Source organism: Acidocella aromatica (assembly GCF_014201825.1).
In the GTDB taxonomy this organism is placed as follows: domain Bacteria; phylum Pseudomonadota; class Alphaproteobacteria; order Acetobacterales; family Acetobacteraceae; genus Acidocella; species Acidocella aromatica.
This window is the reverse complement of sequence record NZ_JACHFJ010000002.1, coordinates 342,742-367,070: the sequence shown is the minus strand read 5'-3', so window position 1 is coordinate 367,070 and position 24,329 is coordinate 342,742. Positions and strand designations below refer to the sequence as shown.

Genomic DNA, 24,329 nt, shown 5'->3' with positions numbered 1-24,329 from the left:
GCGCCAAGTTTCGAGGATTGGCATATAGATGGCACGCAACGCGCAGCATTCCGGCGGTTTTATCGAATTCGTCAAAACCATAGTCTATGCCGGGCTGATCGCCGTTGGCATCCACACCTTCCTGTTCGAACCGTTCTATATCCCCTCCGGTTCCATGGTGCCGACCCTGCTGGTGGGCGATTATCTGGTGGTGAACAAGTTCGCCTACGGCTATTCGCATTTCTCCTTCCCCTTCGCGCCGGATGTCTTCTCGGGCCGTTGGCCGGGCGGCGCGCCCAAGCGGGGCGATGTGGTGGTGTTCCGCCCGCCTGGGCTGCCGGATGAGGATTTCATCAAGCGCGTCATCGGCCTGCCGGGCGATACCATCCAGGTGACCAACGGCCAGTTGCTGATCAACGGCCAGCAGGTGCCGCGCACCGATGCCGGGACCTATGTCGATGACAGCGATGCCTACGGGCCGCCGGTGCAGGCCCGCGACTATACGGAGACGCTGCCGGGCGGAAAGGTGCACCAGATCCTCAAGCGCACCGATGAAGGGTTCGCCAACAACACCCCGGTTTACACCGTGCCGGCGGGCGATATCTTCCTGATGGGCGATAACCGCGACGATTCCGAGGATTCCCGCTTCCTCGATGGTCCAGTGGGCTATGTGCCCATCGAGAACGTGATCGGTCCGGCTTCGCTGATCTTCTTTTCCATCGATCTGAAGCATCCGTTCTGGCAGTTCTGGTACTGGCCCGTCGAGATTCGTTGGGGCCGGATGCTGCACTCCATTACGTGAGCGGGTTGACCTCCGCCCAGGCGCTGCTTGGGCATGATTTCACCCGCCCCGAGCTGCTGGCCGAGGCGCTTACCCACCGCTCCGCCGCCGGGGCCAAGGGGGTGGGCTCGAACGAACGGCTGGAATTCATCGGCGACCGTGTGCTCGGCTTGGTGGTGGCCGAGTGGCTGATCGAGCGCTTTCCCAATGAACAGGAGGGTAAGCTCGGCCCGCGTCTGGCGGCACTTGTCTCCAAGCCGTCGCTCGCGGCCATCGCCGAGGCTCATGGCGTGGCCCATATGCTGAACGTCGCGCCGGGAGAGGCCAAGCGCGGGGTGAGCGCCCAGGCAAATGTGGTGGCCGATGCGTTGGAGGCGATGATCGGGGCGCTGTATCTGGATGCCGGGCTGGATGCGGCGAAAGCGTTTATCCGCCGGGTTATGAAGGATGTGGTCGTGGCCCAGGCCGCCCCACCCAAGGACCCCAAGACGGCGCTGCAGGAATGGGCGCTCAAGCGCTCCCAGCAACTGCCGGTTTATGAAGTGGTGTCGCAAAGCGGCCCCTCACATGCGCCGCTCTTCGTGATACGGGTGAGCGTGGGCAAGGAGAGTGCCGAGGCCAAGGCCGGGGCCAAGCGCGCGGCGGAACAGGAAGCAGCACGGATGCTGCTGGAGATATTGCCAGAATGACGACGAAATGCGGTTTCATTGCGCTGATCGGCGCACCCAATGCGGGGAAATCCACGCTGCTCAACCGCCTGACGGGAGCGAAGCTCTCCATCGTGACGCCGAAGGCGCAGACAACCCGTGCGCGCGTGCTGGGGATTCTGGTGCGTAACGAGGCGCAGATGCTCTTCGTGGACACGCCAGGCATCTTCTCGCCCAAGCGCCGGCTGGACCGCGCGATGGTCGCCGCCGCCTGGGATGGCGCAGCCGAGGCCGATTATGTGCTGCTGCTGGTGGACGCCAAGGCCGGGTTGACGGACGCCGTGCGCGAGATCGTGACCAAGGCCGCCGCTTCGGGCCGCAAGATGGCGCTGGTGCTGAACAAGATCGACCTGATCGACCGCCAGAAGCTGCTGCCGCTCACGCAAGACCTCGCCGCGCTGGCTGAGTTCGAGCAGATATTCATGATCTCCGCCAATACTGGCGACGGCATTAACGTGCTGCTGGATTTCTGCACCGCCAAGTTGCCCGAGGGGCCGTTCCTTTACCCCGAGGACGAGATGACCGACCTGCCGGACCGTCTGCTCGCCGCCGAGATCGTGCGTGAGCAGATCTTCCTGCAAACCCGCGACGAAGTGCCCTACGGCACCACGGTGGAGACCGAGAGCTTCAAGGAGCAGAAGAACGGTATCCGTATCGACGCGGTGATCTACGTCTCCCGCCCTGGGCATAAGGCGATCCTGATCGGCTCTGGCGGTTCGCGCATCCGCGAGATCGGCGCGCGGGCCAGGGCGGAGCTGACGCGCCTGTTCGAGACCAAGGTGGATCTGTTCCTGCGTGTGGCCGAGCGTGCGGGCTGGGACGAGGAAGCCGCCCGCATCCGCGCCACCGGACTGACCGACCCGAAGATCTGACCCAAGCATGGCGCGGTGCACCGGCCATGGGATACGCCATGAACTGGCGCTGCGCTGCGCGCCGAGCCTTGTGGCTGCCGCCCTGTACGGGCTGTTTATGCTGCTGTTCTTTGCGGCTCCGCGTGGTTATGCGGCGCTGCTCGGGCTGCTGGACCCGATCCCGAATTTATACACCTTCACCGATCTAATGGCCGTGCTGCAGGCTGGGGCATGCTGGAAAGCGGGGGTGAACGTGTACCTGCCCAGCCCCTGTATGCATGGCGGGGTGTATAATTACGCGCCAATGCTGCTGCGCATCGCCGATCTGGGCATCGGCCCGGCCCTGCGCATGCCGTTGGGTTTGGCTAGCGGCGTGCTGTTCCTGCTAGTCAGCCTGGGGTTGCCGCCCGCGCGCGGATGGGGCGGGGTTGTCTGGCGTTGCCTGGGGCTCTGTTCGGGCGATGTGATGCTGGCGCTGAATACCGCCAATCTGGATGTGCTGATCTTCGTGCTGTTGGTGGCGGGCCTGCTGCTTCTGCTGCGGGCGCGGCTAGCGGCGCTGGGCTATGCGTTGTTCACCCTGGCAGCGGCGATGAAGCTTTATCCTGCCGTGCTGTTGGGGCTGGTACTACGGGAGAGGCGGCGCTTCATCGTGCTGATGACGCTGGTTCTGGCGGCGGCGGGAGGTGTGTACCTCTGGGCCTATGGCGCGGGCACGGCGCGGGCCATCGACATTTTGCCCGGCGGCCTGCCGTTCCGTGCAGTGTTTGGGGCGATGAACGTGCCCTTCGGCTTGGCGCTGCTAGCCTTTCTGCCTGTGCATACGCTTGAGCCGGACCAAGCCGCTTTTTTTGCGGCGCTGAGCTATCCTTTTGTGCCGCTCTATATCGTGGTGGCGCAGAAGCTGCTGGTGCTGGCGGGTATTGTTTCCGCGCTGCAACTGGCGCCGCGCTACCAGGAGGAGCTACGCGGTCTGTCGGAGTCGGAGCATCTGTTTCTACTTGCCGGGGCCATATTGGTCGGCTTCTGCTTTTGCGCCGCGCAGAATCTCGATTACCGCGCCATCTTCCTGCTGCTCACGCTGCCGGGGCTGATGCGACTGCGAGCGGCGGAAGCAGCGGATCTGCGCTTTTTGCCGGTGGCGGTGCTGCTGCTGTTGTGGGAGGGGCTATTCCGTCATCTGGCCGGCATGGTGGGATATGCGGCGCAGGTGCTGGCCTGGGGCGTGCGGGAATATCTCTGGTGGTGGGTGGTGGTGCGGCTTCTGGCGCTGTGCGTCTGCTGGCTGCGGACGTTGCGCCAGCCAAGCGAGGTGGCGTGCTGAAGCGCTTCTGGCCCTGGCATTTGGCCGCGCTGACGCTTTACGCGATTTGTGCCTGGGCGGCGGTGCAGCATGGGACGCCGCTCACAGGCATGGTCTCGGGCGGCGGCAGCGAGCCACTGCAATTCATCTGGTTCTTCGCTTGGTGGCCCTATGCGCTGGCGCACCATCTCAACCCGTTGTTCACGCAAATGGTTTGGCAGCCCGGAGGGCTGAATCTTGCTTGGGCTACCGGGGTGCCGGTTCTGGCGCTGCTGGCACTGCCGGTCACCAAGCTGTTTGGCCCGGTTGTTGTCTTCAACCTATGCAATCTGGCGGCTCCGATCATGGCGGCGTTTGTGGCCTATGCGCTGTGCCTGTACGTGACCCGGCGGCCGGAGGCAGCGCTGCTGGGCGGATTTCTGTTTGGTTTCTCCAGCTATGCGATGTCTCGCCAGAGCGAACAGCTGAATCTGGAAACCACCTTTTTGCTGCCTTGCCTTGTGTTGCTGGCGTTAGCACGGCTCGATGTCCGGGTAGGGCGCATCCTCACCGCGTTGCTGGGGGCGACGATGCTGGCCGCGATGGCCGGGATCTCGCTGGAGATGTTCGCGACCACGGTGGTTGCCGGGGGCTTTGCTTGGGCGTTGGCCTGGGTGCTGCTGCCGCAACGCCGGGGTGGTCTGGCGCTGCTGGCGGGCGATGCTTTGCTGGCCGCTCCGCTGCTGCTCCTGCTGCTTGCGCCGCTGCTCTGGGCGCTGTTCGTACAGCCGCATGATGTCTCCCTGCCCAAGGCTTGGCCTTTCTTCTTCTCCACCGACCTGCTCAACCTCATCATCCCGACCCCGACCAATGCCATCGGCGGGGTGGCGTTTGCGTCCGTATCCAGGCATTTCCCAGGCTTTGTTAGTGAGCAAAGCGGGTATCTCGGCCTGCCGCTGATCATCCTGCTCTGGCTCGCCTTGCGCGCGGGGCGGGCTTATCTGCGCTGGCTGGTTCTGGGGCTGATTATCGCAAGCCTGGGGCCGCGGCTTTGGCTCAGTGGGCACGATACCGGCATTCCGCTGCCCTGGATGCTCATCCACGCCTTGCCGCTGCTCGGCAATGCGCTGCCGGCTCGGATGATGCTCTATGCCAGCCTCGCCATCGCCATCGTTGCCGCGCTCTGGGTGGCCGAGGCTCCGCGCCGGCGGCTGCCGTTGGGCCTGCTGGCGGCGGCGATGCTGTGGCCCACCCCGCGCCCGGTGCAGGCGATTCCGCATTCGGCTTTTTTTTCGCCTGGGCGGGTGGGACAGGTCCTGGGACAGGGGGCAAAGGTGGCGGTGCTGCCCTTTGGGTTCTTCAGCCCCTCAATGTACTGGCAGGCCGAAAGCGACTTTGCCTTCGCGCAAACGGGTGGATATCTCGGCTTTCCACCGCAGCGCGTGCAGCAGAATACGGCGCTGATGCGCTATTTCTTTGGGTTGGAAGTGCCGGATATCGTTCCTGCTTTCGCGGCGTATTGCCATGAGACCGGCACGCAATACGTGGTGGCGGGGCCGGGTGCGCCTAGTGACATGGTTGTCGGCCTGCGCGCCTTGGGCTGGCCCGTGCGTCAAGTGGATGATGTGACGGTGTTCACAGTGCCATGAACCGCCATGCTGCCGCCTTTGCCGTGTACGCTCTGCTTGGCGTGTTGTTGCTTTGGCACGGCGCCTCGCTGACGCATCAACTCTCCGGCGCGGGGGCGGACCCATGGGATTCTCCGTGGTTCCTCGCCTGGTGGCCCTATGCGCTGACGCATCATCTCGATCCGTTTTTTACGAACCGCATCTGGTACCCGAGCGGCGTTTCGTTGCTCTGGGTTACCTCGGTGCCGCTACTGGGCGCGCTCGCCGCACCGCTCACCCTCACCGCCGGGCCGGTGCTTGTCTATAATCTCTATGCGCTTACCGCCCCGGTCCTGGCCGCCTGGGCTGCTTATCTGCTCTGCCATTGGCTGGTGCGGGATTTTTCCGCGTCGTTGATTGGTGGCTTCCTGTTCGGGTTTTCCGCGTACGAGATGACGCAGGATGCGGCGGCACTGAATCTCGCCGTAACTTGTCTGGTGCCCGCTCTGCTGCTGGTGGTGCTCAAGCGGTTGGACGGCGAACTCTCCCGCTCCGCCGCCGTGGCGCTGGCGGCGCTGCTGCTGCTGGCGCAGTTCCTCATCTGCCTTGAGATATTCGCCATGATATTCGTCTTCGGCGGCATGGCCTGGGGCTTGGCCTATTGGCTGCTGCCAGCGCGGCGGGAGGGGCTGCGGCGGCTATTTGCCGACGGGCTGATCACCGGGCCGTTCGTAGCGTTGCCCCTGGCGCCGCTGTTTGTACTCATGGCGCGGGATTACTGGATGATCAATCATCCGGCGATCTGGCCCTATTACTTCACCGCCGATCTCGCCAATCTCGTCATCCCCTCGGCGATGAGTGTGTTCGGTGCGCCATTCGTCACTATCTCCAGGCATTTTTCACTGAGCGCCCAGGAGCAGGATGCCTATCTCGGCCTGCCGCTATTGTTGCTTATCTATTTGTTTGCGCGCGGGCAGGGCAGGCAGCCGCGGGGGCGCTATCTGGTGGCATGCTTCCTGGCCCTGCTGGTTTGCGAGTTGGGACCACAGCTTTGGGTGGCTGGGCATATCACTCCCATCGTGCTGCCCTGGATGCTGATGGTGAAGCTGCCACTGCTGGGCGCCGCCCTGAGCGCACGTTTCACCATGTTCACCGCGCTGGCGGGCGCAGTCATCGCCGCGTATTGGCTGGCGCAGCCAGGGGGGCGGTGTTGGCGCTTGGCGTTGGGCGTGCTGGCTTGCGTGGCGCTGCTGCCGGTGCCGCATCCATGGCGGCCGGCACCATATTCCAGCTTCTTTCAGCCTGGGCGCGTGCAAGTGGTGCTGGGGGAGAACCCGCGTTTGTTGGTGCTGCCCTTTGCGCTGCATGGGCCCTCCAGCTTCTGGCAGATGGAAAATGGCTTCGGCTACACCCAGGTGGGTGGGTATCTCGGCTTTCCGCCCCGGCCCGCTCAGGCCTTCAAGGCGGTGGGCGATTTGTTCGGCGGCACTGTTGGCCCCGGCTTCGTGGATGACTTCGCAACCTATGCCCGTGCGGCGGGGACGCAATATGTCGTCGCCGGACCAGGCACGCAGGCGGATCTGCTTGCCGCCATCGCCACGCTGGGCTGGCCGCAAAAGCAGGTGGATGACGTGACGATCTTTACCGTGCCGAAGTCGCAATGATGAACCGCTTCGCCATTTCGGCCCTCGTTTTTGCCGCGCTGCTGTTGTTCATCGCGTTGCAGCTTGCCGTGCCAAGCGTGTATTTCTCTATTCTGTCTGCTTTCGATATCCCCAGAGCAGCACAGTCATTTTCCGATCTTGACGCGGTGTTGCAGGCGCTGCGTTGCGCGGGGCAGGGGGTGGATGTGTACGTGCCCAATGCCTGCATGAATGGAGGGAATTACAATTATTCCCCATTTCTTCTGCATTTTCCGATGCTGGATGGTTTGGCGGGGCATCTTAACCTCGCGGGGTTGGGGCTGGGCGTATTGTTCATTGCGGCTCTGGCAGTGCTGCCAGAGCCGCAAAGCCGGGAAGAATTCTTGTTGCGCACGCTGGCAAGTGTTTCCGCCAGCACGGCCTTCGCTGTCGAGCGGATGAATCTCGATGTGCTCATCTTCCTCTTCGCCGTGGCGGGTATCTGGTTGGTTCTGCGGGGTGGCGTCGCGAAGCTCGTGGGTTATGTGTTGTTCGGTAGCGGCGCGGCGCTGAAATATTACCCCGTGGCGCTGTTGGCACTGCTGCTGCGCGAGCCGCCTCGGCGTCTGGCGCTCATCGTCGCGCTGCTGGCCTTCGTGGGGCTGGGCGGCGTTCTGCGCTTTAGCGCGGGCATACAGGCCGTTCTGGCCGCCATTCCGCATGGCCCGCCCTTTGGCAATTGCTTTGGCGCCATCGACATTCCTCTGGGGATCAGCCTCGGCATCGCCGCCCTGCATGGCGATGATTTGCGCCATCTCGCCAATATCCACATGCCTCTGGTGCTGTACGGCGTGTACGGGGCGATGATCCTCTTCACCCTTTGGCGCGGCTGGGTGGGCACCGTGCGTTATTGCCCGGCCCTGGAAAAGCTGGATGCCAAGACCCAGGCTTATCTGATCGCCGGTGCGGCGCTCATCTGCGCCTGCTTCTTCATGGCGCAGAATATCGACTACCGCGCCATCTTCCTGCTGCTCGCCCTGCCAGGTGCGGCTATGCTGGACCGCCCCCTGGCCATCGCCATTGTGGTGCTGATGTGGGAGAGTTTCTTCCGCATCGCAACAATTTCCGTTATGCCTCATCTGCTTGGGCAGGCGGCGGGCTATTCCGTTGTCATCATGGTCTGGCTGGCGCGCGAGGTTTTATGGTGGTGGGTGGTCACACGGTTTCTGGCTCTGCTGTTCCTCTATGCGCGGGAGAATCTCCTGCGGGTGCCGGCATGACCCAGCTGCTTTCCCTCGTGGTGCCGTTCTACAACGAGGCTGCCGCGATCCAGTCCTTCGCCGACGCCATTCTCCCGGCGCTTGAGGCTGTACCCGATGCGCGCTGGGAGATTGTCTGTGTCGATGACGGTAGCAAGGATGGCACGTTGCTCAAGCTGGTCGCCCTGGCCCAGGCCGATTCGCGTTTCCGCGTGCTCGAATTCTCGCGCAATTTCGGCAAGGAGGCGGCGCTGACCGCTGGCATCGACGCCGCCAAAGGCGAGGCGGTGATCCCCATCGACGCCGATCTGCAGGATCCGCCCGAGCTGATTGCCGAGATGGTGAAAGCCTGGCGCGAGGGGGCGGAGGTGGTGCTGGCAAGGCGCATCGACCGTTCCTCGGACGGTGTGCTTAAGCGCAAGACCGCCGCCTGGTTCTATCAGCTCCACAACAAGCTCTCGAAGATCAAGATCCCAGAGAATGTCGGCGATTTCCGGCTCATGGACCGCGCCGTGGTGGACGCGCTGAAGCAACTGCCCGAGCGTCAGCGCTTCATGAAGGGGCTGTTCGCCTGGGTGGGATTTCGTACCGTCACGCTCGACTATACCCGCGCCCCGCGCGCTGCCGGTGAGACGAAATTCTCCGGCCTCGCGTTGTGGAACTTCGCCATGGAGGGCTTCACCAGCTTCTCCACCGCGCCGCTCAAGGTGTGGACCTATCTCGGTGCCGCCTCCGCCATGCTGACCTTCATTTACGCGCTCTATATCGTCATCCGCACCGTGGTGTTCGGTAATGCGGTGCCGGGCTATGCCTCGCTCTTTGTCGCCATTACCTTTTTCGGCTCGGTGCAGCTCATCAGCATCGGCTTGCTCGGCGAATATATCGGGCGCATCTACATGGAGACCAAGCAGCGCCCGGCCTACATTGTCCGCAAGAGCTATGGCGGTGACGGCGCCTCCGGGTAACACTATGATAGCGCGGGACTAAGAGGGGATAAGAATGCGCGTTGCCGTGATCCAGATGTCGCCAGGGGCCGACAAGGGCGAGAATATTGCGCAGGCGCGCGGGCTGATCGAAGGCCTGCTGGCCGAGCAGAAGGTCGATCTGCTGGTGCTGCCCGAGATGTGGACCTGTCTTGGCGGCTCGCGCGCCAACAAATTTGCCGCCGCTGAAACGCTGCCCGTGCCGGGCGGCACCGGCGGCGAGGCTTATGAGTTCCTGCGCGGCATGGCGGTGGTGCATAACGTATACGTCCATGGCGGCAGCATCGGCGAGCTGGCGGGGGAGAAGATCCTCAACACCTCCATCGTGTTCAACCCCCTGGGCGAGGAGCTGGGCCGCTACCGCAAGATCCACCTGTTCGACATCACCACCCCGGACGGGCAGGGCTACCGCGAGAGCGCCATCTACGGCGCGGGCGACGAGGTGGTGACGCTGGATATCGCCGGCACCCGCGTGGGCTTGGCCATCTGCTATGATATCCGCTTCCCCGAGCTGTTCCTGGCCCTGCGCCGGGCAGGGGCGGAACTGATCGTGCTGCCCGCCGCCTTTACCCTGCAAACCGGCAAGGACCATTGGGAGGTGCTGCTGCGCGCCCGCGCCATCGAGACGCAATGCTGGTTCGCCGCTTCGGGCACCTGCGGCACGCATCACGAGGGCAATGGCGAGCCGCGCCAGACCTACGGCCATTCGCTGATCGTGGACCCGTGGGGGCATGTGGTGGCCAAGGCGTCGGACGGCCCTGGCTGGGCCGTGGCCACCATCAACAAGGCATTCACCGCCAAGGTGCGGGCCAACATGCCGCTGCTCGACCACCGGCGGCTGGCGTGAAGTTAGCTTTTATCGCAGCGCAGACCGAAGGCGCCCAGGCCGCACGGGAGCGGCTGGTGGCGCTGTATGGCGAGCATCCGATCAAGGACGCCGATGTGCTGGTGGCCCTGGGCGGCGATGGGTTGATGCTCGAATGCCTGCACCGCGTGCTCGGCGCCGGGATGCCGGTTTATGGCATGAATCGCGGCTCTGTCGGGTTCATGATGAACGAGTTCCACGAGGAGAACCTGCCTGCGCGTATCACCGAGGCGCATCCGGCGGTGCTGCACCCGCTGCGCATGCATGCCGTTACCGCCTCGGGCGTGGTGGAGGAGGCGATGGCCTTCAACGAGGTCTCGTTGCTGCGCCAGGGGCGGCAGGCGGCCAAGATCCGCATCTCCATCGACCATCGCGAACGCCTGCCGGAGCTGATCTGCGACGGTGTACTGATCGCCACCCCCGCCGGCTCCACGGCCTATAACCTTTCGGCGCACGGGCCGATCGTCCCGCTCTCGGCCAACCTCCTGCCGCTTACGCCGATCTCCGCCTTCCGTCCCCGGCGCTGGCGCGGGGCGCTGCTGCCCTCCAACGTGGAGGTACTGTTCGAGGTGTTGGAGCCGGACAAACGCCCGGTGGCGGCGGTGGCCGACTTCACCGAGGTGCGCGATGTCATCTCAGTGGCGGTGAGCGAGGACAAGAGCTTAGGTGCTACCGTGCTGTTCGACCCCGACCGCGCCCTCTCCGAGCGCATCATCACCGAGCAATTCACCGTCTGATTATACTTGCCGGGGCGGGCGGGCTTCATTAATCCCGCCCCATGGCACAACATTATTTCACTGTTACCTGGGACCAGTTGCACCGCGACGCCAAGGCCCTCTCCTGGCGGCTGCACGCGCTGGGGCCGTGGGTTGGCGTCGTCGCGATCACCCGTGGCGGGCTGATCCCCGCCGCGATCATCGCCCGCGAACTGGAATGCCGGCTCATCGAGACCGTCTCGGTCGTCACCTATGACGATGAGAATTTAGGCCAGCCGCAAGTGGTCAAACCCCCCGCCGCCGCAGGGGATGGAGAGGGCTGGTTGATCGTGGACGATCTCGTGGACACCGGCACCACCGCCAAGCTGGTGCGTTCGCTGCTGCCCAAGGCGCATTTCGCCACCGTGTACGCCAAGGCGGCGGGCAAGCCGCTGGTGGATACCTTCATCACTGAGGTGAGCCAGGATACCTGGATCCTCTTCCCCTGGGACACCGAGCCGCAGTTTGTAGCACCCGTGGCGCGCCAAGGGTAACAAACTTCGCCTAGCCATTGCCCCGAGAATCAGCTAGGAAGCCGCATCGCGCCATGGTGGCGCGGTGTGTTAAGCGGCTGATCGGGGCGTGAGCGCAACCGGATGACCGCGCCGCCGCTGGGTTTTTGCATCAGCGGCGTTTCCGGCCACATGGTCCGTGGTTGCGGGTGTAAACCCCAGCCAGACCCATGCCGCCCGAGGCGCCGCCCCATAACCGGCCAAAGCGCCCATCCTTTGCCACGAACGTCTCCGGCGGCCGCGCTGGAGTACATGCATGTTCGATAAATATTTCCGTAAAGAGCTGGATTGGGCCGGTAAGACCCTGATTCTGGAGACCGGCAAGGTCGCCCGCCAGGCTGATGGCGCGGTCGTCGCCTCCTATGGCGATACCGTGGTGCTCGCCACCGTGGTCGGTGCCAAGACCGCCAAGCCGGGCCAGGATTTCTTCCCGCTGACCGTGAACTATCAGGAGAAGTTCTACGCCGCCGGCCGCATCCCGGGCGGCTTCTTCAAGCGTGAAGGCCGCCCGACCGAGCGCGAGACGCTGGTCTCCCGCCTGATCGACCGTCCGATCCGCCCGCTCTTCCCCGAGGGCTTCCGCAACGAGGTGCAGGTCATTGTCAGCGTGCTGAGCCATGACCTGGAGAACGATCCGGACATCGTCGGCTTGGTTGCCGCCTCCGCCGCGCTCACCCTCTCCGGCATTCCGTTCTTCGGCCCGGTTGGCGCCGCCCGCGTTGGCTATATCGACGGTCAGTACATTCTGAACCCGACCACCAGCCAGTGCGAAGAGAGCAAGCTCGACCTCGTTCTCGCTGGCACCACTGAAGGCGTGCTGATGGTTGAGTCCGAAGCCTCCGAGCTGTCGGAAGAAATCATGCTGGGCGCCGTCACCTTCGGTCACGCGGGCTTCCAGCCGGTGATCCAGGCGATCATCGAACTGGCCGAGCTGGCCGCCAAGGACCCCTGGGCCCTGCCCGAAGAGTCCGACGAGACCAAGACCCTGAAGGCCCGCGTGGACGAGCTGGCCCGCGCCGGCCTGAGCGAGGCTTATAAGGAGACGCAGAAACAGGTCCGCTACGAGAAGATTGGCGCGGTGAAGAAAGAAGCCGCCGCCAAGCTGACCGAAGAAGGCCTGAACGCCGAAGCCGCCAAGGGTTTGTTCAAGGAGTTGGAAGCCGACATCGTCCGCAACAACATCCTGGACACCGGCTTGCGCATCGACGGCCGCGACACCAAGACCGTCCGCCCCATCCTGGCGGAAGTTGGCGTGCTGCCGCGCACCCATGGGTCCTCGCTGTTCACCCGTGGCGAGACCCAGGCGCTGGTGGTTGCCACCCTCGGCACCGCGCAGGACGAGCAGGTGGTGGATGCCATCGAGGGCGAGTTCAAGGAGCACTTCATGCTCCACTATAACTTCCCTCCGTTCTCCGTTGGTGAGACCGGCCGCATGGGGTCGCCCGGCCGCCGCGAGATCGGCCATGGCAAGCTGGCTTGGCGCGCGGTTCACCCGCTGCTGCCGACCAAGGAAGCCTTCCCGTATACGCTGCGCGTGGTCTCCGAGATCACCGAGTCCAACGGTTCCTCCTCGATGGCCACTGTCTGCGGCACCTCGCTGGCACTGATGGATGCCGGCGTGCCGCTGAAGCACCCGGTGGCGGGCATCGCCATGGGCCTCATCAAAGAGGACAAGGGCTTCGCCGTGCTTTCCGACATCCTGGGCGATGAGGATCATCTCGGCGACATGGACTTCAAGGTGGCTGGCACCGAGAACGGTGTGACCTCGCTGCAGATGGACATCAAGATCACCTCCATCACCCCGGAGATCATGCAGATCGCCCTGGAGCAGGCCAAGCATGGCCGCATGCATATCCTGGGTGAAATGGCCAAGGCCCTGACCGGCAACCGCCAGGGCGTTTCGGCCAATGCGCCGAAGATCGTGACCATCCAGGTGCCCAAGGACAAGATCCGCGACGTGATCGGCACTGGCGGCAAGGTGATCCGCGAAATCGTGGAGACCACCGGCGCGAAGGTCGACATCAACGACGACGGCACCGTGAAGATCGCCGCTTCGGACGACAAGAAGATCCAGGCCGCGATCGAGAAGATCAAAGGCATCGTCGCAGAGCCGGAAGTGGGCGTGATCTACACCGGTAAGGTCGTGAAGACCGCCGATTTTGGCGCCTTCGTGAACTTCCTGGGTGCCAAGGATGGCCTCGTGCACATCTCCGAGCTGGCCCAGGGACGCGTTGCCAAGACCACCGACGTGGTGAAGCAGGGCGACACCGTGAAGGTGAAGGTCATCGGCTTCGACGACCGTGGCAAGGTGAAGCTCTCCATGCGCGTGGTTGACCAGGAGACCGGCGCGGATATCTCCGATCAGGTCGGTGGCAAGGGCAAGAAAGACGCTGCCGGCGCCGAAGAGTAAGTTTAAAAGTTTTTTGGATGCGGCCTTTTTTACAAAAAAGGCTGCATCCTTCCGGACCTTTTTAAAAAGGGCAGGAAACCAAAAACTTCTATAATAAAAAACGGCGCCTTACGGCGCCGTTACTTTTTTCCGGGTCCTCGGTTTCGCCGCCACTTTTGGCGGGGGAGGCAGCAGGGGGCGCCCAACAATTTCCTCGATATACGCGCGGTAATTGGCGATATAGGCGTCCATGGCCAGATTCTGCTCGGCAAAAGCCCGTGCGCCTTTGCGCAGCTTGGCGGCCAGCTTGCCATCCTCCAGTGCGCGCAGAACAGTTTGCGCGAGCTTGGCATGGTCCAGTGTTGGCGTGACCAGCCCGTTCTGCTCGTGTTTCACGAATTCCGTCACCGTATCGGTGTCCGAGCCGACCACCATGCAGCCGCAGGCCAGTGCCTCGCGCAGCGACCACGAGGCGACGAACGGATAGCTCAGATACACATGCGCGTCCGAGCGTTTTAGCAGCGCCAGGTGCTGCTCATACGGCACTTTGCCGAGGAAATGCACGCGCGAGAGATCGAGCTGTGAGCCGACCTCGCGCAGCATCACCTCGCGCCAGCTTCCACCCTGCCGGGGCGGCGCGCCATAGCTGATTTCGTCGCCACCAACGAGGGAGACAACCACATCCGGCCTTTCCGCCAGGATGCGGGGCAAAGCCCGCATGAAGGTATGGAAGCCCCGGTACGGCTCCAGATTGCGCGCCACATAGGTAACGAGCTTCTGTTCGGGCGTGACCGTGAGCCCGCCCACAGTGAGTGGTGCCTTGCGGCTGGCAGGGTCCGGCTTGCAGAGTTCGAGATCGACACCTTCTTCGATGATGCGGATCTGCTTCTGCGCCCAGTTTGGGTAGGTGCTTTGCTGCCAGCGTGTCGGCGTCTGCCCGTATTGCTCCAGGTTGAGTGCCAGCAGGTTCACCGAGTTCTTGCCGCGCACAGCGCCGAACTGCGCTTCGGGCATCGGGAATTCCGGGTCGAAATTCACGTCCGTGCCGTGGATTTTGTAATAGAACTCGAAATAACCGAGGATCGGCACGCCGGGGAAGGCATCGACGAGATTGAGCATTTCGCCCCAGCCGTGATGCCCGACGATGATGTCGGGCTTGAAGCCCAGTGCCTTGATCTGCAACGCGCCGCGATACCCGGCCTGGGCCCGGCGTGTCGACATCTCGTATTCCCGCGCCTCCAGCACCAGCGAGGCTGAAACCGGAGGTGGCTTGGAATAGGTGACCTTGCGCACCCCGGCCATGTGGTTGTTGTTCGGCTCCGTCATGAAGACAAGCTCGTGCGTGCCTTCATGCTTTTCATTATCCGCCTGCAAGCTGCGCAGCAGATGCAGGTACTGGCCAGGGAAGTTCTGGTGGACGAAGAGAAAGTTCACGGTGCCGCGTGCCGGTTAGCGCTTGCCCCGCGCGGCCTTGCGGGCGCGCGGCGTGAGGGTGATTTGCAGCGCTTCCAGGGGAGCGAGGGTCTCGGCCTCGCATGTTTCGTCATTGCCTACGGGGCCAGCAGCGGCACCGCCGACGAAGCTCGCTGAGACGCTCACCTCGTAGCGCTCCGCAGCCTCGCCGCTGAGGCGCACGCGCAGGCCGAGCAGCGGCAGGGCCATGCCGCGTGAGCCGCAATATTCACCGGCTTCCACCCAGGGGGAGAGCCAGCCGCGCCCAAGCACGGCCTGATAGGTGAGGTCTGCCGGGGCGATGCCCTCGGGGGCTGCGACGGAGAAGCCCTCGACCCAGCTATTGCTGCCGCGCTCGCCGAGCCAGTCGCCGAACTTGGCGCCAACATCGCCCCGGCCCTGGATATGCGCCACAAAATCGACCTTTTCAGGCTCGGCCTGGACCTGCGCCTGTGCTGCCGGAACGGGAGTTTCGTTGGCCGCGAGCAACTGGCGCACCTGCAGGCGCGGCGCGGCATCGGGCTGGTTGGGAAGCTGGTAGATGGTCACCAGCACCTGGGCGGGCTGGTTGCGGATGCGCACCAGCGTGGCATCGCCTTCGGCGTTCAGCCAGCCATCGGGGCGGAAACCGGCGATCTCCACATTCTGCCCGCCGATGGGCGGTGGGGAGACGCGCACGCCCGGCATGCCGTTATGCGAAGGTGCGGCCGGGTTCGTTTCGTTAATGAAGCAGAACAAGCCCGGCGGCAGGTTCATCATGTGGCCGGTAACTTTCAGCTCATGGACCTGGGCGCTACGATCGCTCCCCGCTGCACCGGCTTCGGGTGCGGGTGGTGCGGGATTCTTGGCGGATTTTGCAGCAGCCATTTGGTCTCCTGATCGTCGTGGTTATGCGGATTACCCTAGTTTAACAGGGTTAATTTAACTCCCGGTTTTTATCCAGCCCTCGATAAGCGGAAAAGGGCGGATTATGCTTCAAAACCGGCAGCTTAACAAAAGATCATTGATACGTGCTGCGGGCAGCCCAAGCGGCAGCACCAGCCCGCGTCCCGTGGCCTTGACCCGCTCGGCCTGGGCGCCGATTCCGAACACGATGGCGGGTAACCCCGCCGCCCACGCCTCGCCCAGGGTGAAGCACCAGGTTTCCGGGCAGATGGAGGGCAGGAAGGCCAGATGCGGTTGTGTTTCGGCAAGCAGGCCTGGCAATTCGCCCTCGCGATAGGGGGCGGTGACGAAGACGCCAGCCTCCAGCAGGCGAGCGTCATCGGCGCTGCCGCCGATGACGCTGAAGGTAAGCGGCAGATTGCGGGAGGTGGCATCGGCGGCGCAGTCGAGCAACACGTCGAACCCCTTGGCCGGTCCGATGCCGCCAATGACGGCGATGTTGCGTGCCACGCCGGGTGGCGGCGGGGGAACGAGAGGGCGCGGTGCGGCGTCATTTTCCCAGGGCTGCACGCATGGCTTTACCCCAGGAAAATGGCGGGCGATGCGGGTGGCGACATCCTCGGATGGCGTGATGACCCTACGGGCGGCGGCGAATTCGGCGGTCGAGCGGGCGAGCAGCTTGCGCATGGGCAGCTTGCTGAAAAGATCGCCCCCCTGGGCACGGCAGGAGATGCAGCCCGTGATATTAGGCTCGCCGCAATAGCGTAGCGGTTCACCGGGCGCCGCGTGGCGCAGCAGCGTCACGCGCGGGCAGAAGCTGGCGTAGTCATGCACCACGATGTCCTGCGCCACGCCGAGATGTTGGGCCAGGGCGCGCACGCTGTCGTCATGCCCCAGCGTGTGGTGCAGCATCACCTGTTCCACGCCCAGGCGGCGCAGCAGCGCCAGCAAGGCGGGCATGGCGGTGGGGAGGGAGAAGGTGAGGTTGGGGTAGTCCTTGGCCTCGCCGGTGCAGAGCAGCGAAGGCCAGGGATAAGGCGTCTTGGTGGCAAGGTTGGTGGGGAATTGCGTGACCAGCAGCAGCGTGGCGTATCCGGCGCGTCGCCATTTGCGTAGATCCGCCGCCATCTGCCGGGCCACGCCGCCGCCATGGCTGTGCGAGATCAGCAACACGGTGCGCTTATTGGCGCAGGCGGCGCGCAGGCGGGCTTCATCGAGTGCTGCGCGGTACGGGTATAGCCGGTCGGCCGCGATCTCCTCCAGTATCATCTCATGGTAGCCAGGATAGAGCCGGTTGAACACCGCGCCGTTGCGGGTCATCAGCCCGCGTGTGGCGGCGCGGAAGGAGATGCCGCCCACATGCGCCACATAAGCCCCGGCCGCGGCCATATGCCGGTAGCCGAGATGCCGCGCACGCAGGCAGAAATCATTTTCCTCGCCGTAACCCTGGGCGAAGATCTCGTCCCTGAAGCCGCCGGTCGCGGTCAGGCAGTCGTGCCGGATATACATGCAGAATCCGACCCCGGTGGGGATTTCGACAGCTGCCGCGCCGTTGGTCTGCCGTGCCAGGGTGTCCAGCCGGGTGGCCTCGCGCAGATCGGGCATGGCATTGCCGCCATGGCGCGCCGGGTAGCTGCAGATGCTGGCCTCGTTGGAGAGCGGCGTGACCGTGCCGGTAGCGGCGTCGGCATAGGCGGCGTCCCGCAATGTGCCGATGGCGCCAGGAGGCAGCAGGATGTCGCTGTTCAGCAACAGCACGTCACGCCCAGCCGCTTCGGCCAGCCCGGTATTCACGGCGGCGCAGAAGCCCTGGTTTTTGGCATGGACAAGCAAGGTCAGGCGCGGCTCGGCGGCGGCAAGCGTGCGCAAATGCCGGCTCAGCGCGGGGTCTGGAGAGGCATCGTCCACCACGATCAGCCGCGCATCGGCGGGCATGGCAGCCAGCACCGAGGCCAAGGCCGCCTTGGTCTCGCCCAAGCCTCGGTACACAGGCATTAGCAGCGCCAGCGGAGCTTGGGGTGGGATGCGTTTGGGCGGCTTGCCGCGTTTCGCCGCCGGGATGGGCGGGGAAGCCAGCGCACGCGGGTCCAGCGGGCTGCCCATGATGTTGGCACCATCCGGCCCGTGCAGGGCGAAGGGCGGGGTAAGGCCGTGCAATTGCCGGGCGCTCAGGCGGAAGCTGTGGCGGGGTAGGAGCGGGGCGCTGTCATCGGGCTTCAGCGTCTTGCCGAAGCGGATGTTCCGGCGCTGCCCGGTGGCATCGGCGAGGACCAAGCAAGGTGGCTCGTCGGGCCAGGCGGGGCGGCAGGCCCAGCCGCTCAGGCCCTCTTTCTCCCAGGCCACCAAGCCTTCCACCCGGTTCAGCGCCTTGCTGTCCGCCCGTGCGCCGAGCAGGCGGTGGGTGCCGTGGAGGATGATCTCGCCCGTTGGTGTGACCTGCTGAACCCCGCTGAAACCGGCCTGGGTGGCGACATGGAGGGCGAAGGCGGTAAAGTTCGGATCGGGCGCCAGGCAATGCCGTGTGAGCAGGTGCGCCAGCGCCTTCGCGGCGGCCTTGCTGTTGCCTGCGCTTTGCTCGGCCAATGCCAGGCCGGTCCAGGCGGCGGCGATGTCGTGCCGTTTGGCAATGGGGGCGAATTCCGCCCCCGCCTCGGCGGGCTGCCCGGCGGCCAGCAAAGCACGGGCAAGGTCCAGCGCGATGCGCGGGTCATCCGGGGCCAGACGCCGGGCCCGGCGCAGCCAAGCCAGCGCGTCCTTGCTTGGCTCCAGCCCGCGCGCCCAGGCAGCGGCCGCGGTATCGAGGCTGTTCCGGTGCTTCACTCGGCGGCGGTGGCGGGGGGCTCCAGCGACGCGAGGTCGGCCTCGGCTTCAGCCAGACCGGCCTTGGCCGCCAGGGTAAGCCATTTGCGCGCTTCGTCAGCGTCGGGCTCGATGGCGATACCCAGGCGCAGATATTTGCCCAGCATCAGCGCCGCGCGCGGATGTCCCAGCTCCGCCGCCTTGCGGTAGAATTCGAGCGAGCGGGCGCGGTCGGTGGGGATCTGGTGCCCGCCGCCATACAGCGCGCCGAGCGCGAACATGGCATCGCGGGAGCCATTTTCGGCGGCGCGTTCGAACATCATCCGCGCGGCTTCGTCGTTGCGCGGGCCGCCAAGCCCTTGCAGTTCCAGCGCCGCGAGGTCGAGCAGCGCGTCCGTCTGGCCGAGCGAGGCCGCCTTGGCCAGCCAGAGTCGTGCCTCGACGAAATCCTGTTTCACGCCACGGCCTTCCGCCAGCATACGGCCCAGGCGGTGCTGGGCGTTCAGCACATGGTCGGCGGCGCGTCGGAACCACTCCACGGCCTTGGCCTCGTCCTTCTCCACACCCACGCCCTCGGCTAGGCAGACGGCGAAGTTATACGCCCCGATCAGATCCCCGGCCTCGGCCGCTTTCTCGAACCATTCATGCACCGGGGCGGGCTCGGTGAAGCGCGGGTTGATCTGCTTCTTCAGCATCAGCGTGGCGAAATCCGCCTGCGCGATGAAATCCCCGGCCTCGGCGGCTTGGCGGAACCATTTGGCGGCTTCGTCCGGGTCGCGCGGCACGCCGGCACCCAGCATGTAAAGCACGCCCAGCGAGCGGGCCGCGGCACGGTGCCCGGCCTCGGCCGCGATGCGGAACCAGTTGGCGGCTTCGGCATAGCTCGGGGGCAGATCGCCATCGCCATTGGCGTAGATATCGGCGACGAGCGCCGCCGCTTCCGGGTCTCCTGCGATCGCCGCGCGGCGCAGCCAGGTCTCGCCCTCGGTCTTGTTGGTCTTGATGCCAGTGCCCTGCATTAGCATCAGTCCGTATTTGGCCTGGGCGTTGCGGATGCCGCCCTTGGCCGCCTCGCCGTAATGTTCGGCGGCTTTCGCGGGGTCGGGGAGCAAGCCGATGGCTTTTTCGTAAATCTCGGCCAGATAATAATGCCCGAGCGCCAACCCGGCCTCGGCCGCCTTGCGGATATGCTCTACCCCCCGGAAGGTTGGTTCGTCTTCCTCGGCGCCGCGCAGGGTGAGCAGCCCGAAGCCGAGATGCCCGTAGGCATTGTCCGCCTCGGCGGCGCGGCTGTACCAGAGCCTGGCCTTCGCGTCGTCGCGCAGCTCCTCCGGGCCTTCCATATAGATATATCCGGCCAGAGCCTGAGCCCGAGGCTCTCCGGCCTCGGCTGCCAGCAGCGCCCAGCGCAGGGCCTCGGCGAGGTCGGCGGGCCCGTCCTTGGCTCCACCGAACAGCGCAGAATCCGGCCGGTAACCGGCAAGATAAATACCCGCGAGGTTGGTCTGGCTCTCGACATCGCCTTTTTGGGCGGCGCGGGTGAACCAGTTCACCGCGTCGGCCGTGCTGCCATGGCCGCCCAGCCCCTGGTGGTAATAGGTGCCGAGCTCACGCTCCGCCTCGGTGATGCCTGCCTCAGCCGCCACGACGTAAAGCTTGAACGCCCGGGCGAGATCGCCCGCCGCTTTCAGCTCCCGCGCACGGATGAGCGCCTTGTCCGGATGGCGGGCGGCCAGTTTGTCGCTGATCGATTTCTTCAGGCTCATGGCGGGTTAGGGCTCGTGCATGCTGTTGTAAGCGACAGGTGCCAGCTGGGAGAGGAAGAAGCCGAGGATTGAGCGCTTGCCGACGATGACATCGGCCTCCACCGGCATGCCCGGCACCAGCCGGAAGCCGGTGGGGACGTTGTGCAGGTTCAGCACATCCAGCGAGACTTGCACCTTGTAGTAGAGGGTCTGCGGCCCGCCAGGCAAAGGCGGACCGTTTAGCGCGGCACTCTGCTGGTCCTGCGGGTTGAAGCTCTCGGCGCTGATGGAGGTGACGGTGCCCTTGGCCGTGCCGTAAAGCGAGGGGTCGAGGGTGGCGAATTTGATCACCACCTTGTCGCCCTGCTGCACATAGCCGGATTCCGTTGCCGCGATATCCGCCTCGACCGTGAAGGGGGAATTCACTGGAGCCAGGTCCATAAGCTGCTGGCCCGGTTGAAGCACAGACCCTTGGGAGACCTGGGCGATGGACTGCACAACGGCGTCTTGGGGGGCTGTGAGTTCCACCAGATCATTGTTCAACTTGGCCTTGGCAAGGTCTTGCTGCGCCTGGGCCAAATTGTTCAGCGCGGTGGCCAGCTGGGTGGAGGTTTGGGCCTTGAACTGCTGGTCGAAGCTGTCGCGCTGCGCCTGCACGGCGGCGAGCTGCTTTTGGTCGGCATCAGCCTGCGAGACGGCGGAGGCAAGCTGGGTCTGCATGCTCACGCGGTCATCGGTGGCGGCGAGCGTGTCCAACTGGCTGCCGACCTGCAATTGCTGCAGCTTCTTGCGCATGTCCTCGACATTACTGGCAATGGACAGGCGCTGGCGGAAATACGCCGCCTGGGCCTTGTAGCCCTGGATCTGCGTGTTCAGCTGGTTGATCTGCTGGTCGTAGTTCTGCAGCGTGAAGTTATACTGGCCCATCTGCTGGTTATAGGTTTGCAGTTGCAGTGCGGAGAACGGGTTGCTGGGGTCCGGCACGTAGGGCTTGCCGTCCTCCTGCGCCTGGAGCTGTGCCACCTGGGCGGCATAGTTCTGCTCCTGCTTGGTCAGGCCCGTCAGGTCCGCCGTGGCGTAGGTGGGGTCGAGCGTTGCCAGCACCTGGCCCTTGCTCACGAAATCGCCGGCGTGAACCTTGATGTCGCGGATGATCGAGCCGCTGTTGAATGCCTGGATGGAAAAGTCCGGCGTGGTGGCGCTGAGCGTGCCGGTGCCGCTAACCAGCTTGTCCACCTTCACCGTGCCGGCAATGAGCAGGACCGTGCCAATCAGCGCCGTGACGATATAGGTTGTCGAGCGTGCAAACATCGGCAACGGCGTGGCGATGACCGCAGCCGTAGGGGACTGGAATTCCAGCACCGGCAGCGGCAAGGCTTCCTCAGCAACGGTGCCGAGGGCCTGGTCAGTGGCCTTTGGTAAGAACCGGCGCAGACGCAGCATGGTCATCGAATCCTTCAGGCGCGAGGTGGCGGTTCTGCTGGAACCACAGATGGCGGTAGATGGCGCAACGCTCTACCAGTTCGTGATGCGTACCGATGTCGACGGTGCGTCCGCGGTCGAGCACCATGATTAGGTCACAGTCGAGCAGAGATGAGAGGCGGTGCGAGACGATCACCATCGTGCGCCCCTTGGCGATGCGCAGGATGTTGGCGTTCACAAGCGCCTCGCTCTCGGGGTCGAGGGCCGAGGTCGCCTCGTCCATGATCAGAATCTTGGGATCCGAGATCAGGGCGCGGGCGATGGCCAGGCGCTGCTTTTGTCCGCCGGAGAGGTTGGGCGAGCCTTCCTGGATAAAGGTGTCGTAGCCGTTGGGCAGACGTTCGATGAACTCCTCAGCCCCGGCAAGGCGGGCTGCGCGCACCGCATCCTCGAACGACAGGCCCGGCCGCCCGGCGATAATGTTCTCGCGCACCGTGCCGCGGAAGAGGAAGTTGTCCTGCAGTACCATGCCGAAATTCTTGCGGATATGGCGCAGGTTGATTTCGCGCATATCGTTGTCGTCGATACGGATGGCGCCCTGGTAGTCGCGGTTGATGCCTTGGAGCAGGCGGGTGATGGTGGACTTGCCCGAGCCCGAGCGCCCCACCAGCCCAAGCATGGTGCCAGCGGGAATCTTGAAGCTCATCTTGTCGAGCGCCGGGGTTTTCGCGCCCTCGTATTTGAAGGTGACGTCATCGAACTCGATGGCGCCCTCGAAGCGCGGGCGCAGGCCGTGGGTGAGGGCCTGCTTCTCGTTCGGGCGGTTGAGCACCGAGGCCACCTGGCCAATCGCGGCCTGAGCGTCCTGCACGTTTTCCATCAGCCCGGCGAGGCTGACCAGCGGCCCGGCGACGCGGCCGCCAAGCATCATGAAGCCGGTGAGGCTCCCGGCATCGAGCGGGTTGTTGCTATGCAGGGCGATATAGGCGCCGAGCGTGATCACGCCGATGCTGCAATAACGCTGCAAAGGCATGGCCAGCGTTGCGGGCCAGTTGGCCAGCTGCCCAGCCTCGACATGCAGTTCCGCCACCTCGGCCACGCGCCGGTCCCAATCGGCGGCGCGGGTAAGCTCCAGCGCCAGCGCTTTCACCGTCTTGATGCCGTAGATGGATTCCACCAGCACCGAGCCCTTGCCTGATTCCGCTGCGATGATTTTTCCGGTCATGATCGCCATTGGTCGCAGGAAGGCCGCGATGATGGCGGCGATCAGTGCCGCGGCGATCAGCACCGTCCAGGCCAAAGTCGCGTTCATGTAGAACAGCAGCGGCAGCAGGATGCTTAGCATGAACAGGTCGATGAAGGTGTTCATCAGCCTGCCGGTGAGGAACTCGCGCACCTTGTTGACCTGCTGCACCTTGTAGGTAAGTACGCCGGCCTGTTGCTGCTCGAAGAACTCGATCGGCAGCGCGAGCAGACGGTCGAAGATCATCAGATTGAGGCGCGAATCCAACTTGGCCGCGAGGATCACCTCCATCAGCTTTCGGCCCCAGCTCAGCAGCATCTCGAAGCCGATGGCGACGACGAGAAGGATGATGACGAGATCGAGCGTCGCCGTGCCCTGATATTGCAGCACCGTGCCGATGACGCGCATCACCACGAAGATCGGCACCAGGCTGAGGATGGTGATGGTGATGGAGGAGATGGCGATGTCGCGCATGATGCGCTTGTCGGCCCAGACCAGCCGGGCGATCAGCCCGAGATTGAACACCGGCTCGCCTTCCAGCCCGCCGCGCTTGGCGCGGATCAGCAGCGCGCCGCCGCTCCAAACCTGCTTCAACCGCAGCTCATCCACCGCGATCAAGGGGTCTCCCGTGCCGCCACGCGGGTCGCGCAGCACCAGTAATCCGCGGTCGCGGTCACGCCCCACCACCAGCGCCGCGCCGCCATCGTCGAGCAGCAGCACGATTGGCGCCGGGTCGTCGACCTTCATCAACTGGCGGAAATTCATCGGCACGCCGCGCACCCACAGCCCGGTCTCGCGAAGCCACTCCACCAAAACGGGCGGGGAGGGGGCGGGTTCGTCTGGGCGCAGGCGCAGGCTTTCTGGGTTCATCTCCACGCCGTGATAGCGGGCGGCGAACATTACCGCCGCCAGACGCGCCTGGGCCAGCGTATCGGCACCATGCACCGCGTCGTTCAAGGCGGTGACATCCGGATTAGCGCCCGGCTCTCCCGCTGTGCCAGCTGCGGAGCTGCGCGTCGTATCGGTCATGTCGTCTTACCCTTTTCGCACGGCATGGCATATCGTGCCCGGCATGAGCTGTCCGGGCATGCCACTTATGCATGATAATCTCGCTCATGCACAACGGCTATCCGCATAGAGGCGGCTTGCTATCTGATTTTGCGGTAAAATGTTCGTAAGTCCCTGGTGCGC

At 64.5% G+C, this 24,329-nt stretch carries 18 protein-coding genes; 12 read left to right on the top strand and 6 right to left on the bottom strand.

The annotated features are described in order from the left end of the window. Positions 1–28 precede the first annotated feature (28 nt). The 12 genes from lepB (at position 29) to pnp (ending at position 13,613) form a co-directional block, all read left to right on the top strand. Positions 29–781 carry a signal peptidase I gene (lepB, locus tag HNP71_RS04305; protein WP_183265629.1) on the top strand — a complete coding sequence of 251 codons (753 nt, stop codon included), beginning with the start codon at positions 29–31 and terminating at the stop codon, positions 779–781. Further along, complete coding sequence (rnc, locus tag HNP71_RS04300) at positions 778–1,449, top strand: ribonuclease III (RefSeq protein WP_183265628.1); 672 nt, start codon at positions 778–780, stop codon at positions 1,447–1,449. Before lepB ends, rnc begins: the two co-directional genes overlap by 4 nt. After that, positions 1,446–2,339, top strand: a complete 894-nt coding sequence (gene era / locus HNP71_RS04295; RefSeq protein ID WP_183265627.1) for a GTPase Era — start codon at positions 1,446–1,448, stop codon at positions 2,337–2,339. Before rnc ends, era begins: the two co-directional genes overlap by 4 nt. 7 nt (positions 2,340–2,346) lie before the next feature. Then, positions 2,347–3,642, top strand: a complete 1,296-nt coding sequence (locus HNP71_RS04290; protein WP_183265626.1) for a hypothetical protein — start codon at positions 2,347–2,349, stop codon at positions 3,640–3,642. Then, positions 3,591–5,249 (top strand): hypothetical protein, encoded by a 1,659-nt coding sequence (locus tag HNP71_RS04285; protein ID WP_183265625.1) that lies wholly within the window; start codon positions 3,591–3,593, stop codon positions 5,247–5,249. Before HNP71_RS04290 ends, HNP71_RS04285 begins: the two co-directional genes overlap by 52 nt. Further along, on the top strand, positions 5,246–6,871 hold the full coding sequence (locus HNP71_RS04280) for a hypothetical protein (protein ID WP_183265624.1): 1,626 nt from the start codon (positions 5,246–5,248) through the stop codon (positions 6,869–6,871). Before HNP71_RS04285 ends, HNP71_RS04280 begins: the two co-directional genes overlap by 4 nt. Further along, on the top strand, positions 6,868–8,109 hold the full coding sequence (locus HNP71_RS04275; RefSeq protein ID WP_183265623.1) for a hypothetical protein: 1,242 nt from the start codon (positions 6,868–6,870) through the stop codon (positions 8,107–8,109). Before HNP71_RS04280 ends, HNP71_RS04275 begins: the two co-directional genes overlap by 4 nt. Next, the gene (locus HNP71_RS04270) at positions 8,106–9,053 is read left to right on the top strand and encodes a glycosyltransferase family 2 protein (protein ID WP_183265622.1); all 948 of its coding nucleotides are present in this window, start codon (positions 8,106–8,108) and stop codon (positions 9,051–9,053) included. Before HNP71_RS04275 ends, HNP71_RS04270 begins: the two co-directional genes overlap by 4 nt. A gap of 34 nt (positions 9,054–9,087) precedes the next feature. Next, complete coding sequence (locus HNP71_RS04265; protein WP_183265621.1) at positions 9,088–9,918, top strand: carbon-nitrogen hydrolase family protein; 831 nt, start codon at positions 9,088–9,090, stop codon at positions 9,916–9,918. Next, positions 9,915–10,673 carry an NAD kinase gene (locus HNP71_RS04260; RefSeq protein ID WP_183265620.1) on the top strand — a complete coding sequence of 253 codons (759 nt, stop codon included), beginning with the start codon at positions 9,915–9,917 and terminating at the stop codon, positions 10,671–10,673. Before HNP71_RS04265 ends, HNP71_RS04260 begins: the two co-directional genes overlap by 4 nt. Positions 10,674–10,714: 41 nt before the next feature. Beyond that, on the top strand, positions 10,715–11,185 hold the full coding sequence (gene gpt, locus HNP71_RS04255) for a xanthine phosphoribosyltransferase (protein ID WP_183265619.1): 471 nt from the start codon (positions 10,715–10,717) through the stop codon (positions 11,183–11,185). A gap of 274 nt (positions 11,186–11,459) precedes the next feature. Next, the gene (pnp, locus tag HNP71_RS04250) at positions 11,460–13,613 is read left to right on the top strand and encodes a polyribonucleotide nucleotidyltransferase (protein ID WP_183265618.1); all 2,154 of its coding nucleotides are present in this window, start codon (positions 11,460–11,462) and stop codon (positions 13,611–13,613) included. Positions 13,614–13,721: 108 nt separating this feature from the next. On the opposite strand, the gene HNP71_RS04245 is transcribed toward pnp, so the two are convergent. The 6 genes from HNP71_RS04245 to HNP71_RS04220 all read right to left on the bottom strand — a co-directional run bounded on the left by HNP71_RS04245 (position 13,722) and on the right by HNP71_RS04220 (position 24,167). Next, positions 13,722–15,026: a glycosyltransferase gene (locus HNP71_RS04245; protein WP_183265617.1), complete on the bottom strand. Its 1,305-nt coding sequence runs from the start codon at positions 15,024–15,026 to the stop codon at positions 13,722–13,724. A 15-nt stretch (positions 15,027–15,041) separates the two neighbouring features. Continuing rightward, positions 15,042–15,911, bottom strand: coding sequence for a hypothetical protein (locus tag HNP71_RS04240; protein ID WP_183265616.1), 870 nt, complete (start codon positions 15,909–15,911; stop codon positions 15,042–15,044). A gap of 108 nt (positions 15,912–16,019) precedes the next feature. Then, positions 16,020–18,749 carry a glycosyltransferase gene (locus HNP71_RS04235; protein WP_183265615.1) on the bottom strand — a complete coding sequence of 910 codons (2,730 nt, stop codon included), beginning with the start codon at positions 18,747–18,749 and terminating at the stop codon, positions 16,020–16,022. Then, positions 18,746–20,494, bottom strand: coding sequence for a tetratricopeptide repeat protein (locus HNP71_RS04230; RefSeq protein ID WP_183265614.1), 1,749 nt, complete (start codon positions 20,492–20,494; stop codon positions 18,746–18,748). The genes HNP71_RS04235 and HNP71_RS04230 overlap by 4 nt, the downstream gene beginning before the upstream one ends. Before the next feature lie 6 nt (positions 20,495–20,500). Next, positions 20,501–21,922, bottom strand: coding sequence for an HlyD family type I secretion periplasmic adaptor subunit (locus tag HNP71_RS04225; protein WP_183265613.1), 1,422 nt, complete (start codon positions 21,920–21,922; stop codon positions 20,501–20,503). Next, positions 21,879–24,167, bottom strand: a complete 2,289-nt coding sequence (locus HNP71_RS04220) for a peptidase domain-containing ABC transporter (protein ID WP_246344052.1) — start codon at positions 24,165–24,167, stop codon at positions 21,879–21,881. The genes HNP71_RS04225 and HNP71_RS04220 overlap by 44 nt, the downstream gene beginning before the upstream one ends. Positions 24,168–24,329: the final 162 nt, after the last annotated feature.

Bases quoted from the DNA above. Each gene is read 5' to 3' on its own strand.
- HNP71_RS04220 (WP_246344052.1), bottom strand. From the start codon at position 24,167: ATGACCGATACGACGCGCAGCTCCGCAGCTGGCACAGCGGGAGAGCCG.
- HNP71_RS04230 (WP_183265614.1), bottom strand. From the start codon at position 20,494: ATGAGCCTGAAGAAATCGATCAGCGACAAACTGGCCGCCCGCCATCCG.
- HNP71_RS04240 (WP_183265616.1), bottom strand. From the start codon at position 15,911: ATGGCTGCTGCAAAATCCGCCAAGAATCCCGCACCACCCGCACCCGAA.
- HNP71_RS04290 (WP_183265626.1), top strand. From the start codon at position 2,347: ATGGCGCGGTGCACCGGCCATGGGATACGCCATGAACTGGCGCTGCGC.
- HNP71_RS04225 (WP_183265613.1), bottom strand. From the start codon at position 21,922: ATGACCATGCTGCGTCTGCGCCGGTTCTTACCAAAGGCCACTGACCAG.
- HNP71_RS04265 (WP_183265621.1), top strand. From the start codon at position 9,088: ATGCGCGTTGCCGTGATCCAGATGTCGCCAGGGGCCGACAAGGGCGAG.
- HNP71_RS04275 (WP_183265623.1), top strand. From the start codon at position 6,868: ATGATGAACCGCTTCGCCATTTCGGCCCTCGTTTTTGCCGCGCTGCTG.
- HNP71_RS04280 (WP_183265624.1), top strand. From the start codon at position 5,246: ATGAACCGCCATGCTGCCGCCTTTGCCGTGTACGCTCTGCTTGGCGTG.
- HNP71_RS04270 (WP_183265622.1), top strand. From the start codon at position 8,106: ATGACCCAGCTGCTTTCCCTCGTGGTGCCGTTCTACAACGAGGCTGCC.
- lepB (WP_183265629.1), top strand. From the start codon at position 29: ATGGCACGCAACGCGCAGCATTCCGGCGGTTTTATCGAATTCGTCAAA.
- era (WP_183265627.1), top strand. From the start codon at position 1,446: ATGACGACGAAATGCGGTTTCATTGCGCTGATCGGCGCACCCAATGCG.
- pnp (WP_183265618.1), top strand. From the start codon at position 11,460: ATGTTCGATAAATATTTCCGTAAAGAGCTGGATTGGGCCGGTAAGACC.
- gpt (WP_183265619.1), top strand. From the start codon at position 10,715: ATGGCACAACATTATTTCACTGTTACCTGGGACCAGTTGCACCGCGAC.